This is a genomic window from Pedobacter sp. SYP-B3415 (assembly GCF_004138205.1).
Lineage (GTDB): Bacteria > Bacteroidota > Bacteroidia > Sphingobacteriales > Sphingobacteriaceae > Pedobacter.
Window position 1 is genome coordinate 193,166 of the sequence record NZ_RXNQ01000034.1, and the last position, 14,260, is coordinate 207,425.

The 14,260-nt window shown below is 46.2% G+C and carries 16 protein-coding genes; 10 read left to right on the forward strand and 6 right to left on the reverse strand.

Annotated features, from left to right (window positions below; all coding sequences use genetic code 11):
- Together EJV45_RS15735 and EJV45_RS15740 are read left to right on the forward strand one after the other, a co-directional pair.
- A complete protein-coding gene (locus EJV45_RS15735) occupies nt 1-744 on the forward strand; it encodes a zinc ribbon domain-containing protein (protein WP_129717092.1) in 744 nt (247 codons plus the stop codon).
- A gap of 118 nt (nt 745-862) precedes the next feature.
- The gene (locus EJV45_RS15740) at nt 863-2,356 is read left to right on the forward strand and encodes a tol-pal system YbgF family protein (protein ID WP_129717094.1); all 1,494 of its coding nucleotides are present in this window, start codon (nt 863-865) and stop codon (nt 2,354-2,356) included.
- Between the two features lie 7 nt (nt 2,357-2,363).
- Here the strand turns inward: EJV45_RS15740 and EJV45_RS15745 are convergent, their stop codons facing one another.
- The 4 genes from EJV45_RS15745 to rsfS form a co-directional block, all read right to left on the reverse strand.
- Nucleotides 2,364-3,437, reverse strand: a complete 1,074-nt coding sequence (locus tag EJV45_RS15745; RefSeq protein WP_129717096.1) for a 3-oxoacyl-ACP synthase III family protein — start codon at nt 3,435-3,437, stop codon at nt 2,364-2,366.
- Between the two features lie 73 nt (nt 3,438-3,510).
- On the reverse strand, nt 3,511-4,152 hold the full coding sequence (locus tag EJV45_RS15750; RefSeq protein ID WP_129717098.1) for an LUD domain-containing protein: 642 nt from the start codon (nt 4,150-4,152) through the stop codon (nt 3,511-3,513).
- Nucleotides 4,153-4,221: 69 nt separating this feature from the next.
- Entirely contained in the window at nt 4,222-6,324 is a 2,103-nt protein-coding gene (gene ftsH, locus EJV45_RS15755; protein ID WP_129717100.1) for an ATP-dependent zinc metalloprotease FtsH, read from the reverse strand.
- A gap of 18 nt (nt 6,325-6,342) precedes the next feature.
- On the reverse strand, nt 6,343-6,717 hold the full coding sequence (rsfS, locus tag EJV45_RS15760) for a ribosome silencing factor (protein WP_129717102.1): 375 nt from the start codon (nt 6,715-6,717) through the stop codon (nt 6,343-6,345).
- A gap of 35 nt (nt 6,718-6,752) precedes the next feature.
- Between rsfS and EJV45_RS15765 the strand changes: the two genes are divergently transcribed.
- The 4 genes from EJV45_RS15765 (at nt 6,753) to pfkA (ending at nt 10,859) form a co-directional block, all read left to right on the forward strand.
- A complete protein-coding gene (locus EJV45_RS15765; protein ID WP_129717103.1) occupies nt 6,753-7,532 on the forward strand; it encodes a biotin--[acetyl-CoA-carboxylase] ligase in 780 nt (259 codons plus the stop codon).
- Nucleotides 7,529-7,978: a protein-disulfide reductase DsbD domain-containing protein gene (locus EJV45_RS15770; protein ID WP_129717104.1), complete on the forward strand. Its 450-nt coding sequence runs from the start codon at nt 7,529-7,531 to the stop codon at nt 7,976-7,978. The genes EJV45_RS15765 and EJV45_RS15770 overlap by 4 nt, the downstream gene beginning before the upstream one ends.
- Nucleotides 7,979-8,116: 138 nt before the next feature.
- Complete coding sequence (locus EJV45_RS15775) at nt 8,117-9,808, forward strand: protein-disulfide reductase DsbD (RefSeq protein ID WP_129717106.1); 1,692 nt, start codon at nt 8,117-8,119, stop codon at nt 9,806-9,808.
- 52 nt (nt 9,809-9,860) lie between these two features.
- The gene (gene pfkA, locus EJV45_RS15780; protein WP_129717108.1) at nt 9,861-10,859 is read left to right on the forward strand and encodes a 6-phosphofructokinase; all 999 of its coding nucleotides are present in this window, start codon (nt 9,861-9,863) and stop codon (nt 10,857-10,859) included.
- Here pfkA and EJV45_RS15785 read toward each other — a convergent pair.
- Both EJV45_RS15785 and EJV45_RS15790 read right to left on the reverse strand, forming a co-directional pair.
- Nucleotides 10,856-11,188 carry a heavy metal-binding domain-containing protein gene (locus EJV45_RS15785; protein ID WP_129717110.1) on the reverse strand — a complete coding sequence of 111 codons (333 nt, stop codon included), beginning with the start codon at nt 11,186-11,188 and terminating at the stop codon, nt 10,856-10,858. The two genes, pfkA and EJV45_RS15785, sit on opposite strands and share 4 nt — an antisense overlap.
- A 43-nt stretch (nt 11,189-11,231) precedes the next feature.
- Complete coding sequence (locus tag EJV45_RS15790; RefSeq protein WP_240755306.1) at nt 11,232-11,753, reverse strand: 5'(3')-deoxyribonucleotidase; 522 nt, start codon at nt 11,751-11,753, stop codon at nt 11,232-11,234.
- Nucleotides 11,754-11,915: 162 nt separating this feature from the next.
- On the opposite strand from EJV45_RS15790, the gene EJV45_RS15795 reads away from it, so the two are divergent.
- The 4 genes from EJV45_RS15795 (at nt 11,916) to rplS (ending at nt 14,260) form a co-directional block, all read left to right on the forward strand.
- Nucleotides 11,916-12,461, forward strand: a complete 546-nt coding sequence (locus EJV45_RS15795; RefSeq protein WP_129717112.1) for a 30S ribosomal protein S16 — start codon at nt 11,916-11,918, stop codon at nt 12,459-12,461.
- An 85-nt stretch (nt 12,462-12,546) separates the two neighbouring features.
- On the forward strand, nt 12,547-13,074 hold the full coding sequence (gene rimM / locus EJV45_RS15800) for a ribosome maturation factor RimM (protein WP_129717114.1): 528 nt from the start codon (nt 12,547-12,549) through the stop codon (nt 13,072-13,074).
- A gap of 24 nt (nt 13,075-13,098) precedes the next feature.
- Nucleotides 13,099-13,773: a tRNA (guanosine(37)-N1)-methyltransferase TrmD gene (trmD, locus tag EJV45_RS15805; RefSeq protein ID WP_129717116.1), complete on the forward strand. Its 675-nt coding sequence runs from the start codon at nt 13,099-13,101 to the stop codon at nt 13,771-13,773.
- A gap of 139 nt (nt 13,774-13,912) precedes the next feature.
- Nucleotides 13,913-14,260 (forward strand): 50S ribosomal protein L19, encoded by a 348-nt coding sequence (gene rplS, locus EJV45_RS15810; protein ID WP_107213369.1) that lies wholly within the window; start codon nt 13,913-13,915, stop codon nt 14,258-14,260.

Consider the following 14,260-nt stretch of genomic DNA (forward strand, 5'->3'; position numbering starts at 1 on the left):
ATGGAACAAACCGTAGAACAGAAGCTTAAAGCTTTATACGAACTGCAAAACATTCACACAAAAATTGACAAGATACGCCAGGTTCGCGGCGAGCTTCCTATGGAAGTTTCCGATCTGGAGGACGATGTTGCCGGCCTGGAAACCCGTATCCAAAAAATAAAATCTGAGCTTGATGAGTTGGAAGATTCGATCGTGAATCGTAAAAACACCATCAAAGAAGCGCAGAACCTAATCAAAAAGTACGATACCCAGCTTAAGGAAGTAAAGAACAACCGCGAATACGATGCCTTGACAAAAGAAATCGAAATTCAGGGTCTGGACATCCAGGTATCTGAGAAAAAGATCAAAGAACATGGCTTTGAGATTAATTCAAAGACCGAGATCTATGAAGCTGCGCTGGCAGAACTGGAAGGTCGCAGAAAAGATCTGGAAGTAAAAAAATCAGAACTTGACGTGATTACTGGTGAAACGGAGATCGAAGAGCAGGAATTGATTAAAAAAGGCGAGCAGGCAGAAACGCAGATCGAAGAACGGTTGCTTACAGCTTATACCCGTCTGCGCAGAAACGCAAACAACGGGCTTGCAGTTGTAACCATTGACCGTGATTCATGTTCAGGTTGTTTTAACCAGATTCCACCTCAGCGTCAGCTGGACATCCGCCAGCGTAAGAAAATCATCGTTTGCGAGCATTGCGGTCGCATTCTTGTAGATGAGGCGCTTACTCATGAAGTAGCAGAAGCGTAGGCTTCAGCATCAGCATACAACTGGCCCGGCAAATTTGCCGGGCCTTTTTTTTGCGCTGCAAAACATCGTACCTGTTTTTGCGTTTGATTACATTTAGATAATAATCCAAGCCACGTACATGCTAAAACTCATATGCCGCAGCATTCTTCTGCCGGCACTTGTTTGCCTCTCCACCCTTCCCGTTCGGGCCGCATTCGATTTTAATGCCAATTGCCTTAAGGCCTACCGGAGCGTATTTGATCTGAAACTTGCCAACGCGCGCGCCTATCTGAATACGGAGCGTAAGCTCAGGCCGGGGAATGACATGATTCCGCTGCTGGAGAATTATATCGATTATTTTGACCTGCTGAGCTCAGATAGTAAAAAAGATTTTGATGTTTTGAAGGGCAATAAATCACGGCGCCTGGACCGCCTTGAAGACGCAGACAGCAGCTCTCCGTATTACCTTTTTGCCCAGGCTGAAATCAATCTGCAATGGGCGCTCATCAGGGGCCGCTTTGGGGAGTATTTTAACGCCGCTATGGAAATCAGGAAGGCAAATGCGCTGCTTCGGGAGAACAAAAAGAAGTTCCCCGATTTTCCGCTTAACAACAAAGGCCTCGGCCTGATTGATGCCGTGCTTGGCAGCATGCCCGATGGCACTTTAAAAAGTGCGCTTTCCGTGGTCGGCATAAAAGGAAATACCCGTCGGGGGATAGACATGATGGAAAGGCTAGCCTCAACCGTTTCTAAAACTCCTTATGAGGCCTTTTATGAGGAAACTGCTTTTTATTATACGTATGTCCTTGCAGATGTTGTCCGGGATCCGGCGGCGTATGCCAAAACCATAAAATATACTGCCCAGATAGCTGACAGCAGTTTGTTGCGCGCGTACCTCCAGGCATACGTAGCCATAAAAACCGGCCATAGCGATAAGGCTATTACATTTTTGAAAGAGCGGCCCCGCGGCGGCGCCTACGAACCCTTTCCCTATCTTGATTATCTCGAAGGCGTTGCTTTATTAAATAAGTTGGATTTAAGTGCAGAGAACGCGTTCGAGCGGTTTCTGACGACCAATAAAGGAGTCAATTACATCAAGGATGCGAACCTGAGACTGGGATGGATTGCGCTGATCAGAAATCAGCCGAAGGTTTACTCCGGCTTTGCCGGAAAGGCGAAAAGTCAGGGCTTTACTTATATTGACAAAGACAAACAAGCACAAAATGAAGCAGGCGGTCCAACTCCTGACCGCGTGCTGTTACAGGCCAGGCTGCTGTCTGATGGTGGTTTTACCAATCGAGCCGCGCAGCTCCTGCAACAAAAATCCGCTGCTGATTTCGGAACTTCCAAAGACCGCACAGAATTTGCCTACCGGCTTGGCCGGATTGCAGAAGATACGGGAAAGGATCAGGCCGCTATCGAGCATTACCGTACTGCACTGCAGACAGGCAGGAATCTGCCGGCCTATTTCGCTGCGAACGCCGCTTTAAGGCTCGGAAAGATCTTCGAAAACGCCGGCGACAAACAGAAGGCAAAAGAAGCCTATGAGAGTTGCATCGCGCTAAAAAACCATGAGTACGAAAGCAGCATAGAAGGCGAAGCCAAAAGCGGCCTGAAGCGCCTGGTGCGTTGAGATGAACCTAAAAACGGTGTACAAATGCGTTGATATGCATACCGGCACCTACAGACGCAAAGACAACAACATCGCCCTCAGAGATCTGATAATTATCGACACGACCGTGCCTGACAAGATCTAACAAAGTGGGGATCGTTGCTACCGAGCTGTTGCCCAGCCAGGAAATGGTCATCGGGGTCAGGTTTTCGGGCATGCTGTCCAGGCCGTAAAGCCTGAAAAGCCTTTTCATGATCGCATGATCCATTTTTCCATTAGCCTGATGGATCAAAACCATCTTGATATCGGTTATGTGTAAGCCGGCTTTATCCAAAGCCTGTTTTACCACCCCGGGAACAGTTGTTACCGCAAATTCATATAATTTGCGGCCATTCATTTTCATATAATAATTATCATTCGGATCAATAGGGCAGCAGCTCTTACCCATTGTTAAAAGCGAGGCATAATCAACGGCGTAGGTCTGTGCCCGGTGTGCGAGTATGCCGGCCTTGCTGTCTTCGACCGCCTGAAAGATGACCGCGCCGGCCCCGTCAGAAAAAATCATGCTGTCGCGATCATGCGGATCAACAACGCGCGAAAGGGTTTCCGAACCGATTACCAGCACGCGGTCGGCATCACCAGATTCAATATAATACCTGGCCTGAATAGCACCCTGTACCCAGCCCGGACAGCCGAAAAGAATATCATAGCCTATACAATCAGGATTCTTTATACCAAGTGCGTCTTTCACTTTTGCTGCAAGGGCGGGCAGCTGGTCGATGCGGTTACCGCCCGGTTTCATGTCGCCAAAGTTGTGCGCAAAAATGATATAATCAAGGCTTTCAGGATCGATTCCTGCGTCATCGATGGCGGCCTGCGCTGCGGTTACCGCAATATCGCTGTTAAGCTGGTTATCCTGCACATACCGGCGCTCAACAATATCTGTGATATCAGAAAACTTTTGAATGATTTCGGCGTTCTCCTTTTCAATCCTGCTGCCGTTTTCAAAAAAGGAGGCATTCATAAAATGCTGACCTGAAATAACCTGTTCAGGAATGTAGCTCCCCGTTCCACTAATAACCGCTCTGCGTGATTTTTCCATGCTTATACCCTATACCAAAATGGTATTAAGTATAAATATACTTTTTAATTCAGGAGAATCAAAGAATAAAATTTTAGTACAGATCGTCTACCAGAAATACGAATAGTTCTTTGGGGCCATGGGCACCCAAAACCAGCGTCTTTTCAATGTCGGCTGTACGGCTCGGACCCGTCACTGTACTGATCATGGAAGGGAGTTCAGCGCCGTATTTTTCCTTAAGTAGTTTGAAGCCATCTTTCAGATCAAGGACAACCTGGCTGCTGTGGGCAACTACAATATGGTTATGGGGAAATATGCTTAACCTGCGTCCGGCGGCATTGGCATTACTAAGTAACACACTACCGTTTCGTGCAATCAGTGCTTCACATAACGTGATACCTACTTCCGCCTGTTCAAAGTCTTTATCTGTCTGGTAAAACGGAAATTCGTAATGCCTGAGTGCTTCCTGCAGGGCAGGCTCCCAGCAATAAATTTTCCGCCATCTGAACCGGTCGGCCAGGCTCAGAATATTCTCAATAAAGTCTATCCCGTTTTCGCAGAATATAAAGTTTCCTGAAACGGCAGTAAGCTGCTCGGCAAAGAGAATCTCCAGCGGATCCTCATTCGGCAGGTACAGGTTACCTTCTTCCAGGTTTGGATAGGGATTATCGCGCCGCTCAAGCAGTGCTTTCCTTATCTTCTTTAACATGAATTCTTTGGTGGTGATATTCTCCATCTGTATTAAAAAAAGTCATCCAAAATAACGCGTTATTTTGGATGACTGGTATCTGGATTTCAGGATTGTTTATTCGCCTTTCAGCGGGTCTTCCTGTGGTTCTGTCGGGTTGTTTAAATTCTGGCCACCTACAGACTCATGAATAAGACCCTCGGCTGCAGGTTTCTGGTCGCCTGTTCCGTTCACAAATTCATCATATGTAGTGCGCGTCTCGAAAGGTCTCTTACCGAGTATCTCTTCCAGGTCAGCCTGGAACAAGATCTCTTTTTCCAGAAGTTTCTGCGCCAGTTTTTCCAATCCTTCACGTTTCTCTGTCAGCAGTTCTTTGGTTTTTCTGTAAACGTTACCAATCAGTGTACGTACCTCTTCATCAATCATTTCAGCAGTTTTCTCAGAATAAGGCTTGTTAAAGTTATATTCGTTCTGAGGGTCGTGGAATGATACGTTACCTACGTTCGAGTTCATACCATAGATAGTTACCATGGCATAAGACAGTTTTGTAATACGCTCGAGGTCGTTTTGTGCACCGGTAGAGATTTTACCAAAGGTAATGTCTTCTGCCACGCGGCCGCCCATTGTCATACACATGCCGTCTATAAGCTGCTCGGTAGTATATAAGAACTGCTCTTTCGGCAGATATTGGGCATAACCCAGGGCGGCTACGCCTCTTGGTACGATAGACACTTTAACGAGCGGGTCTGCATGTTCGAGGAACCAGCCTGCAATTGCGTGACCTGCTTCGTGGTAAGCCACGATTTTTTTCTCTTCAGGAGAAATGATTTTGTTTTTCTTTTCAAGACCGCCGATAACACGGTCAATGGCATCCTGAAAATCCTGCATATCGACTTCTGCCTTATTGCGTCTGGCGGCAATCAGCGCGGCCTCGTTACATACGTTGGCAATTTCAGCGCCGGCAAATCCCGGGGTTTGGGCTGAAAGTTTTTTAGCATCCACACCGGCTGCGATCTTGATCGGCTTCAGGTGCACTTTGAAAATCTGCTCGCGGCCAACCAGGTCTGGTTTGTCAATAGAGATCTGGCGGTCAAAGCGGCCCGGACGCAGAAGTGCTGAATCTAGCACGTCAGGTCTGTTTGTTGCAGCCAGAATGATAATTCCTGAGTCGGTACCAAAACCGTCCATTTCTACCAATAACTGGTTCAGCGTATTTTCTCGTTCGTCATTACCGCCCATCACACTGTTTTTGCCTCTGGCGCGACCAATCGCATCAACCTCATCAATAAAGATGATACATGGCGCCTTGTCTTTTGCTTGTTTGAAAAGGTCGCGAACACGTGATGCACCTACACCAACAAACATTTCAACAAAGTCTGAACCCGAGAGGGAGAAGAATGGAACCTGTGCTTCTCCGGCTACAGCTTTCGCAAGCAGGGTTTTACCTGTACCGGGTGAGCCGACCAATAACGCTCCTTTTGGAATTTTACCACCAAGGTTCGTGTACTTTTTTGGGTTTTTCAGGAAATCAACGATTTCCATCACTTCCTGCTTGGCTTCTTCAAGACCGGCAACATCGTTGAAGGTAACCGAAACCTGACTTTCCTTATCAAAAAGGGTTGCTTTCGATTTTCCTATATTAAAAATCTGGCCACCGCCACCGCCTGCACCTCCGCCCATGCGACGCATAATGAAGATCCAGAAACCGATGAAGAGCAGGATAGGGAAAACAATCTGGAAGAACCAGCTTCCAAACATGCTCTGGCGTGTGTCTTTTTCAGCAAGGATGCGCTGGTTCTCAGGCAAATCTTTCTGAGATTCGGCGAGCTGTTTGTCAAGCCCGTCCATTGTTCCCGCGTTGAAGTGAACAATAGGACCATTGTTATTACTTAAAGTCCCGGAGCTTTTGTAAGGCGCGTATGTCTGTTTTTTAAGGCTGTCTTTTTTGATAAAAACATCAACACGGACAAGGTCTTCAGACTTATATGCGATCAGTTTTTCCACGTCGCCGGTTAAGAGCATTTTGCTTTCAAAAACCGGATAGGTGATCCTTTTGCTATTCTCACTACCAAACACCCACTGCAGAAGAATCAACCCGACAATAATGGCGGCATACACCCAAAAAATATTGAATTTTGAGCCTTTCTGCGGTTTTTTAGGAAAGTTAGGGGTGCGTTTTACAGGACGTGGTTTCTTATTTGTGTTTTCTTTGTCTTCCATCTGAATGTCTGTTTCGGGTTAAGCACTTTGGAAAGAAGTGCTCTCTGCATCTCCCCATAACTCTTCAATCCCATAAAATTGTCTTTTTTCCGTTTTAAAAATGTGTACAACGATGTCGATGTAATCGAGAATGATCCAGTCGGCATTTTCAAAGCCTTCTTTGCGCCATGGATCGGTTTGTACCTGTTTGTATATTTCGTGCTCTACACTGTCTGCAATAGCTTTAACCTGCGTTGAGGAATCTGCGCTGGCAATGACAAAATAATCTGAAACGGAGCTGAAAATATTTCTTAAATCGAGCCGCACTATATCGTTTCCTTTTTTCTCCTGGATACCATGAACTGCGAGTTCAGAGAGGTAGGCAGAGAGGTTTCCAATCTTCTTTTTTACCATTAAAATATTCTAGTTTTGAAAATAAAAATCAACACTTGCAAATTAACATTTTTCCCACATTATTTGTTGGTCAAAATCGCGTCAACCTCAAAGAGGTTGATTCTACAAGCAACTTTCTGAAAGCTAGATTGTCAAATTCCGAGCCATTGCCCGAAGGCACTGTAATTATGGCAGAACGGCAGTTTGCCGGGCGCGGACAACAGGAGGCTGTCTGGCACGCGGAGCCGGGAAAGAACCTGACTTTTAGTCTGTATCTTAAGCCCTCCTTCCTACATCCTGCGCAGCAGTTTTACCTCAATATGGCCATCAGCCTGGCCGTATCAGACACGCTTGAAAGCTGGATTCCCGGGCAAGTTAAGATCAAGTGGCCAAACGATATTTATGCCGGTGAGCAGAAGCTGGGAGGCATGTTAATCGAGAATACACTCTCAGGAATGGCGATCAGGGCATCTGTGATCGGAATAGGCTTAAATATTAATCAGGAAATTTTCCCTGAATCGCTGAGCAACAGACCTGTTTCATTAAAAAACATTTTACACAAGGATGTTGATTTGCTGCATCTTTTGGGCCACCTTTGTTCGTTTATTGAAAAGAGATATCTGCAGCTTCGCTCAGCCGATTACGAGGGCCTGCATGTAGCTTATGAAAGCAGGCTGCTTGGTCTTGGCAGCGAGCGGCAGTACCGACAAAATGGCGAGGACTTTGCAGGCATCATCTTAGGTGTAAATGAGGAAGGCAGACTGAAAGTGCTGACCTCGGGTAAAGAAGTCGTTTTTGGATTTAAAGAAATAATATTTTTAACAACACATTCATGAAAAAACTAAGTTTAATTTTTGCGTTCGTTTTGTTTGCAACTGCTTCTGTTTTTGCGCAGATCGAGCGCCCGGTGACCTGGAGTTATGCGGCAAAAAAAATCAACAGTAAAGAAGCCATCATTTTTTTAAAAGCCAGTGTTGACGAAGGCTGGCATATTTACTCGCTGAACGTTAAACCAGGCGGTCCCATCAAAACGTCTGTTAAACTGAGTCCTTCAAAAGACTATACTGCCCTTGGCGCTGCAACAGAACCAAAACCGATTGTTAAGTATGAGGAGACGTTTAAAATGAACGTGCCCTATTTTGAGAAGCAGGTGATCTTCCAGCAAAAGGTGAAACTGAATAAGGGGACCACAACCGTTAAAGGAACCGTTGAATTTATGGCCTGCAACGACGAAAAATGTCTGCCGCCAGACCAGGTAAGCTTCAGTGTACCGGTAAAGTAAGTTTTCTAAAGCAGCCAGAAGGCTGCTTTTTTTTTAAGGGATGTATTGGTTGATGCGAAGTCACAAAACGACTGGCCGGGATTGCTTTTAACGAAAATTAAAAAATAACTCTTAATTTCGTCTCCACATTTTAAATTCATGAAAAAACTTTTGGTTTTAAGCCTGATGGCTTCGTTTTTACTTGTTTTTTCGGCTTTAGAAAGTAAAGCTGTCCTGCAGACTGATACAACCGTATCTGCCGATGACATAAACTTTACAGAAATTGGATCTGCAGAAGACAGTGCGGCCAATAACCTAACAAAGGATACCGTAGCCAAAGATACCGTTGTCAAAACTGCGGCTCCGGCCACGGCTGTAACAGCTGTCAATGCCAGCTCTGATCAGAAAACACTTTGGCAGACTTTCATTGCCGGACTAATCGGTGGTTTCGCGGCATTTCTTATGCCCTGCATTTTTCCCATGGTGCCGTTAACAGTGAGTTACTTTACAAAACGTGCCGGCAGCCGGGGAAAAGGAATAGGCCAGGCCATGATCTACGGTCTTTCTATCATTGTGATCTACGTCGCCCTCGGGCTATTAATTACGGTTATTTTTGGCTCTGCCAAACTTAACGCGCTGAGCAGCAGCGGTACCTTCAACTTTCTCTTCTTCCTGTTACTTGTCGTTTTTGCTATTTCTTTCTTTGGTGCATTTGAAATTACGCTGCCGAGCAGGTTTGTTAACCGCGTAGACGCAAAAGCAGATACCAGCAAGGGGCTTGGGGGCATTTTTTTCATGGCGGCTTCGCTTGCGCTGGTTTCATTTTCGTGTACCGGCCCGATCATCGGCACCCTGCTTGTTGAGGCGAGTTCAAAGGGCGCATTACTTGGGCCTGCAGTTGGCATGTTCGGCTTCGCCCTTGCCCTGGCTTTGCCTTTTACCCTTTCGGCGATCTTTCCCGGTTTCCTGAGTTCAATGCCAAAATCGGGTGGCTGGCTGAACAGCGTTAAGGTTTGTCTCGGTTTTCTGGAGCTGGCCCTGGCGCTTAAATTTTTATCGGCTGCTGATCTTGTATGGCACTGGAACTGGTTTGATCGCGAGATTTTTCTGGTGTTGTGGATTGTAATTTTCACGTTAATGGGCTTTTACATCCTGGGTAAGATCAAATTTTCTCATGATAGTGATGTGCCGTTCGTTTCCGTACCGCGGCTGTTTTTTGCCATGGCATCACTGGCGTTTGCCTTGTACATGGTGCCCGGGCTATGGGGTGCACCGTTAAAGGTACTAAGCGGTCTGGCCCCCCCGTTCAACACACAGGATTTTATTTTAAGCAATGCCACGGCTGCTGCTTCCGCTGATAAGAGTTTTCCTGCGAAGGTTAAGTACAGCGATAGTGACCTTCATCCGCCCCTTAATTTCAATGCTTTTTTTGACCTGGATGAAGGTGTAGCTTATGCAAAGCTTGTCAATAAACCGATTCTGATCGATTTTACAGGCTGGGCCTGTGTAAATTGTCGCAGAATGGAAGACAATATCTGGGTAGACAACAAAGTAGGCGACATCATCAGGAAGGAATATGTTCTGATTCAGCTCTATGTAGACGAACGTAAGGTAAAGATGCCGGCAGATAAAATTCATTATTCAGAGGTGCTGCGCCGGAAGACTGACGATCTTGGTTACTGGAACAGTGACTTCCAAGCCACACGATACAACTCTAACTCACAGCCATTTTATGTTCTTGCAGATCACAACCTGAATGCCATGGTCCAGCCCCAGGGTGCGATATTCGATGTTGCCGAATATGCGGCTTACCTGCAGTCGGGTGTGGATAAATTTAAGGCCGGGCAGTAGGTGCTTAGCGGATTCTTGTTAAATTCGCGTCTTGCTGAAAAAATGAGACGTTATGGAATCTATCAAAGCTGTTAAGATAAAAAATATTGGCATCCTGACTTCGGGCGGTGATTCGCCTGGTATGAATGCCGCCATCCGTGCGGTTGTAAGGGCCAGTTATTACTATAATTTATATACCACAGGGGTTATCAGGGGGTATGACGGACTTATCAACAGTGAGTTCATGCACCTGGACCGAAAGTCTGTTGCCAACATTATTCAGCGTGGCGGAACAATTCTGAAAACCGCGCGCAGCGAGGGCTTTATGACAAAAGAGGGCCGTGAACTGGCCTACAAAAACCTTAAAGCAAAACGCATTGACGCGCTGGTGGTGATTGGCGGAGATGGGACCTTTACCGGAGCCAATGTATTTTCGCAGGAGTTTGACATTCCTGTAGTAGGCCTCCCGGGAACTATTGATAACGACCTTGCCGGCACAGACTTCACTATCGGGTATGATTCTGCGCTGAATACCGTTGTTGATGCGGTAGACCGCATCCGGGATACAGCGGAATCGCACAACAGGCTTTTTATTGTTGAAGTGATGGGGCGTGACTCGGGATTGATCGCCCTGCGGAGCGGTATTGGCGTGGGTGCGGAGTCTATCATGATCCCTGAAGCAAAAATGACGGTTAATGACCTGATTGACCGCCTGGAGCGCGGGCGAAAAGACAAATCGTCAAAGATCATTGTCGTTGCCGAGGGTGACCGATCCGGCGGATCATTCCAGATCGGGGAAACCTTAAAACAGAAGTTTCCCAATTATGACATCCGCGTTTCCGTTCTCGGACACATTCAGCGCGGCGGAAAACCGAGTTGCATGGACCGCGTATTGGCCAGTCGCCTTGGTGTGGCTGCGGTAGAGGGTTTATTAAGCAGCAAAAGCGGTGTAATGGTGGGCCTGGTAAACCAGAACATCACCTATACACCGTTTTCGCAAGCCATCAAACATATTGATGCAGAGACCGTAACACCAAACTGGATGAAACTGGTCGATATTCTTTCGCTTTAGCCCGGGAGCTGCTCAATAACAACGGCTGTACCGCTGGCAGTTACCATAAGCATACTGCCGCCGTTACCAACAGTTTCATAATCCAGATCGACACCGATTACAGCGTTGGCGCCAAGTGCCAGCGCATATTGCTGCAGCTCGTTCAGGGCGGTGTCTTTTGCCTCGCGCAAAACCTGTTCATAAGATCCTGAACGGCCACCTACGATGTCGCGGATGTTTGCGAAAAGGTCCCGGAACAGGTTGGCACCGATAATGGTCTCGCCGGTAACCAATCCGATATATCTTACAACTTTGTGTCCTTCAATGGTGGGTGTGGTTGTTACTAACATAGTTAAGTTGTTTTTAAATTTTGATGCCGGTACCGGCTAAATGTTACAGAAGCAGATCGCCTACCTCCTGCCAGGTGCCCACACGTTCATAGCCTGTAAGCAGCATGTTATGGGGCGAGCTGAACAGCAGTGTCCGGCCGGGAAATTCGCTGAAATTTTTAATCCGGTCATCAATCATGATGTCTGCATTCACGATCTTATTGCCACAAAAAATGATGTTCTGCCAGCTAATGAAAGGAAAATGTTCTGCCAGCCAGTCATACTTGTCGACGAGCGAATTTCTGAATTCCATGGCGGCAGAAACAATATAGACTTCATATTTCTCCTGTAAGGCTCTGATGACTTCCTGACTACCGGGAATGACGGCCAGGTCGCGGAAAAATCCCGGCTCATTGATGTAATCAAACCATTTTTCGTTTACTTCTTCCGGAACATGGTGAAATATTTCGTTTCCGGGATCAATGATCAGATCAAGCGGAACGCCATAATCACGGTTATAAAGATGAACAAACTTGCCGATTGCGTCTGCAATGACCTCGTCCATGTCAATTACTATTCTTTTCATAAAAGGTTATGTATATCAGGTAGGGAAATAAAGTCTGAATACCCAAATATCCAGAAATCAAATTAATAACAGATGTTTTTAATTTTCAGTAATTTACTTATCTTTGCGGCCCGCAGCACGAAGCTCCGGGAACTATGTTGAATACATAAATCACAGTAAAGAATGGCAACTAAAATCAGATTGCAACGGTTCGGTAAAAAAGGAAAGCCTTTTTACCATGTAGTAGTAGCGGACGCACGTGCTCCCCGCGATGGTAAATTTATCGAACGCCTGGGTTCTTACAACCCGAACACCAACCCTGCAACTATCGATATCGATTTCGAAAAAGCACTGGAGTGGGCCAACAAAGGTGCACAACCTACAGATACCGTAAGAGCGATCCTTTCTTACAAAGGTATCCTTTACAAAAAACACCTTGAAGGCGGTGTTAAAAAAGGAGCGCTGACTGCAGAGCAGGCAGAAGAGAAATTCCAGACATGGCTTGACGCAAAAGCAAGCAAGATCAGCGGTAAAGCTGACGAACTTGGAAATGCTAAAGCTGAAGCGCGCAAAGCGGCTCTTGCTGCTGAAGCCAAGAAAAAAGAAGCTAAAGCTGCTGCCGTTGCTGCTAAAAACGCACCGGTTGAAGAACCTGCAGCTGAAGAAGAGGCACCTGTTGAAGGCGAAGCTCCTGCAGCTGAAGATACAACTGAAGAGAACGCAGGATAATTACCCATGTATCTCAGAAAATAGCGAAGCAGCTTTTGGCGCTTCGCTATTTTTGTTTGCACCCGATCAGTTCTGAACGCATTACATGAAACACGAAGAAGCATTTTACGTAGGTTATATAACCAAAACCCGGGGTCTGAAAGGTGAACTTCAGGTCTTTTTTGAAACAGACCGGTACGAACAACTGGATCCGGATGTTTTTTTTGTTGATATGGCCGGAAAGCTTGTTCCCTACTTTGTAGGAAGCCTGAAGATCCAGTCAAACAGTACGGGCTACCTCATGCTTGATGATGTAGATCATATAGATAAAGCACAGCCGCTCGTAAAAAAGAAACTGTATCTTCCATTAGATCAGAAACCGGTTGCCGGCCAGGATGATTTTAGCTTTACAGATCTGAAGGGTTTTGTCGTTACCGACAAACAGCTTGGACCTTTGGGTCAGATTTCGGAAGTTCATGTTTATCCGCAGCAGTTTGTTGCTGCCCTGATCTTCAAGGAGAAGGAAGTGCTTTTTCCATTGAACGAGGACTTTATTGTAAACATAGATCAGGAAGCCGAAACGGTTGAGACCGACCTGCCGGAGGGTTTGCTCGATGTTTATCTTGAAGCCTGATTACGAACCGTTAAACAAGCTATTATGCGTGTTGATATTATAACTGTGCTGCCGGCTTTGCTGGAAAGTCCGTTTGCTCATTCCATTCTCCAGCGTGCCCAGAAAAAGGGGCTGGCAGAAATCGTTGTGCATAACCTGCGCGACTATTCACAGCAGAAGCAGAAAAGCGTTGATGATTATCCATATGGAGGAGGCAGCGGAATGGTAATGACAATAGAACCGTTTGCAAGGTGCATTGAAGCCCTGAAAGCAGAGCGTTCATACGATGAGGTGATCTTCATGACTCCCGACGGCGTAACGCTGAATCAGGGCATAGCCAACGAGCTGTCTATCAAAAAAAACCTGATCATTCTTTGCGGTCATTACAAAGGCATTGACCAGCGTATCAGGGACCTGTTTGTGACACGCGAATTGTCTGTGGGCGATTATGTTTTATCCGGAGGAGAATTGCCTGCTGCAATTGTTGTAGACGCTGTTGTCCGGTTGATTCCCGGCGTATTGTCTGATGAGACATCAGCCCTGAGCGACAGCTTTCAGGATGACTTGCTTGATGCCCCTGTTTATACGCGTCCGGCCGACTGGAACGGGCACAAAGTGCCTGATATTCTGCTGAGCGGGCACCAGGCAAAAATAGACGAGTGGAGGCACGAACAGGCAATAGAGCGTACCCGGCAAAGACGACCTGATCTGTTAAAGTAATCAGCGCTTTAACTGCCCGAATGTTGATTTCGTGCAGAATGTTGAAAAAAATAAAAACTGTTTTTAATTATCGAAAATTATCCCTAATATTGCAGTCCGAATTTCAGGAAAAAGAAATTCAGTTTAATAGCTTAAAATCATGGATTTAGTAAAATTTGTTGAAGAGCAGGCCATCGCCCAGAAAGAGTTTCCTGCGTTCAAGTCAGGAGATACAGTGAGTGTTCACTATAAGATTCGCGAGGGTAACAAGGAACGTGTTCAGATTTACCAGGGTGTTGTGATTCAACGCAACAGCGCCGGTGCCAACGAAACTTTTACTGTTCGTAAAATGAGCAATGGTGTAGGTGTTGAGCGTATCTTCCCTTTCAACTCGCCTAACATCGAGAAAGTTGAAGTAAACAGCTACGGTAAAGTTCGCAGAGCTAAATTGTTCTACCTGCGTGCATTGACCGGTAAAGCTGCCCGTATCAAATCGAAAAGAGTTTAG

Bases quoted from the DNA above. Each gene is read 5' to 3' on its own strand.
- EJV45_RS15740 (WP_129717094.1), top strand. From the start codon at position 863: ATGCTAAAACTCATATGCCGCAGCATTCTTCTGCCGGCACTTGTTTGC.
- EJV45_RS15790 (WP_240755306.1), bottom strand. From the start codon at position 11,753: ATGAAAAGAATAGTAATTGACATGGACGAGGTCATTGCAGACGCAATC.
- EJV45_RS15770 (WP_129717104.1), top strand. From the start codon at position 7,529: ATGAAAAAACTAAGTTTAATTTTTGCGTTCGTTTTGTTTGCAACTGCT.
- EJV45_RS15735 (WP_129717092.1), top strand. From the start codon at position 1: ATGGAACAAACCGTAGAACAGAAGCTTAAAGCTTTATACGAACTGCAA.
- ftsH (WP_129717100.1), bottom strand. From the start codon at position 6,324: ATGGAAGACAAAGAAAACACAAATAAGAAACCACGTCCTGTAAAACGC.
- rplS (WP_107213369.1), top strand. From the start codon at position 13,913: ATGGATTTAGTAAAATTTGTTGAAGAGCAGGCCATCGCCCAGAAAGAG.
- rimM (WP_129717114.1), top strand. From the start codon at position 12,547: ATGAAACACGAAGAAGCATTTTACGTAGGTTATATAACCAAAACCCGG.
- EJV45_RS15795 (WP_129717112.1), top strand. From the start codon at position 11,916: ATGGCAACTAAAATCAGATTGCAACGGTTCGGTAAAAAAGGAAAGCCT.
- EJV45_RS15750 (WP_129717098.1), bottom strand. From the start codon at position 4,152: ATGGAGAATATCACCACCAAAGAATTCATGTTAAAGAAGATAAGGAAA.
- trmD (WP_129717116.1), top strand. From the start codon at position 13,099: ATGCGTGTTGATATTATAACTGTGCTGCCGGCTTTGCTGGAAAGTCCG.
- EJV45_RS15745 (WP_129717096.1), bottom strand. From the start codon at position 3,437: ATGGAAAAATCACGCAGAGCGGTTATTAGTGGAACGGGGAGCTACATT.
- pfkA (WP_129717108.1), top strand. From the start codon at position 9,861: ATGGAATCTATCAAAGCTGTTAAGATAAAAAATATTGGCATCCTGACT.
- EJV45_RS15775 (WP_129717106.1), top strand. From the start codon at position 8,117: ATGAAAAAACTTTTGGTTTTAAGCCTGATGGCTTCGTTTTTACTTGTT.
- EJV45_RS15785 (WP_129717110.1), bottom strand. From the start codon at position 11,188: ATGTTAGTAACAACCACACCCACCATTGAAGGACACAAAGTTGTAAGA.
- rsfS (WP_129717102.1), bottom strand. From the start codon at position 6,717: ATGGTAAAAAAGAAGATTGGAAACCTCTCTGCCTACCTCTCTGAACTC.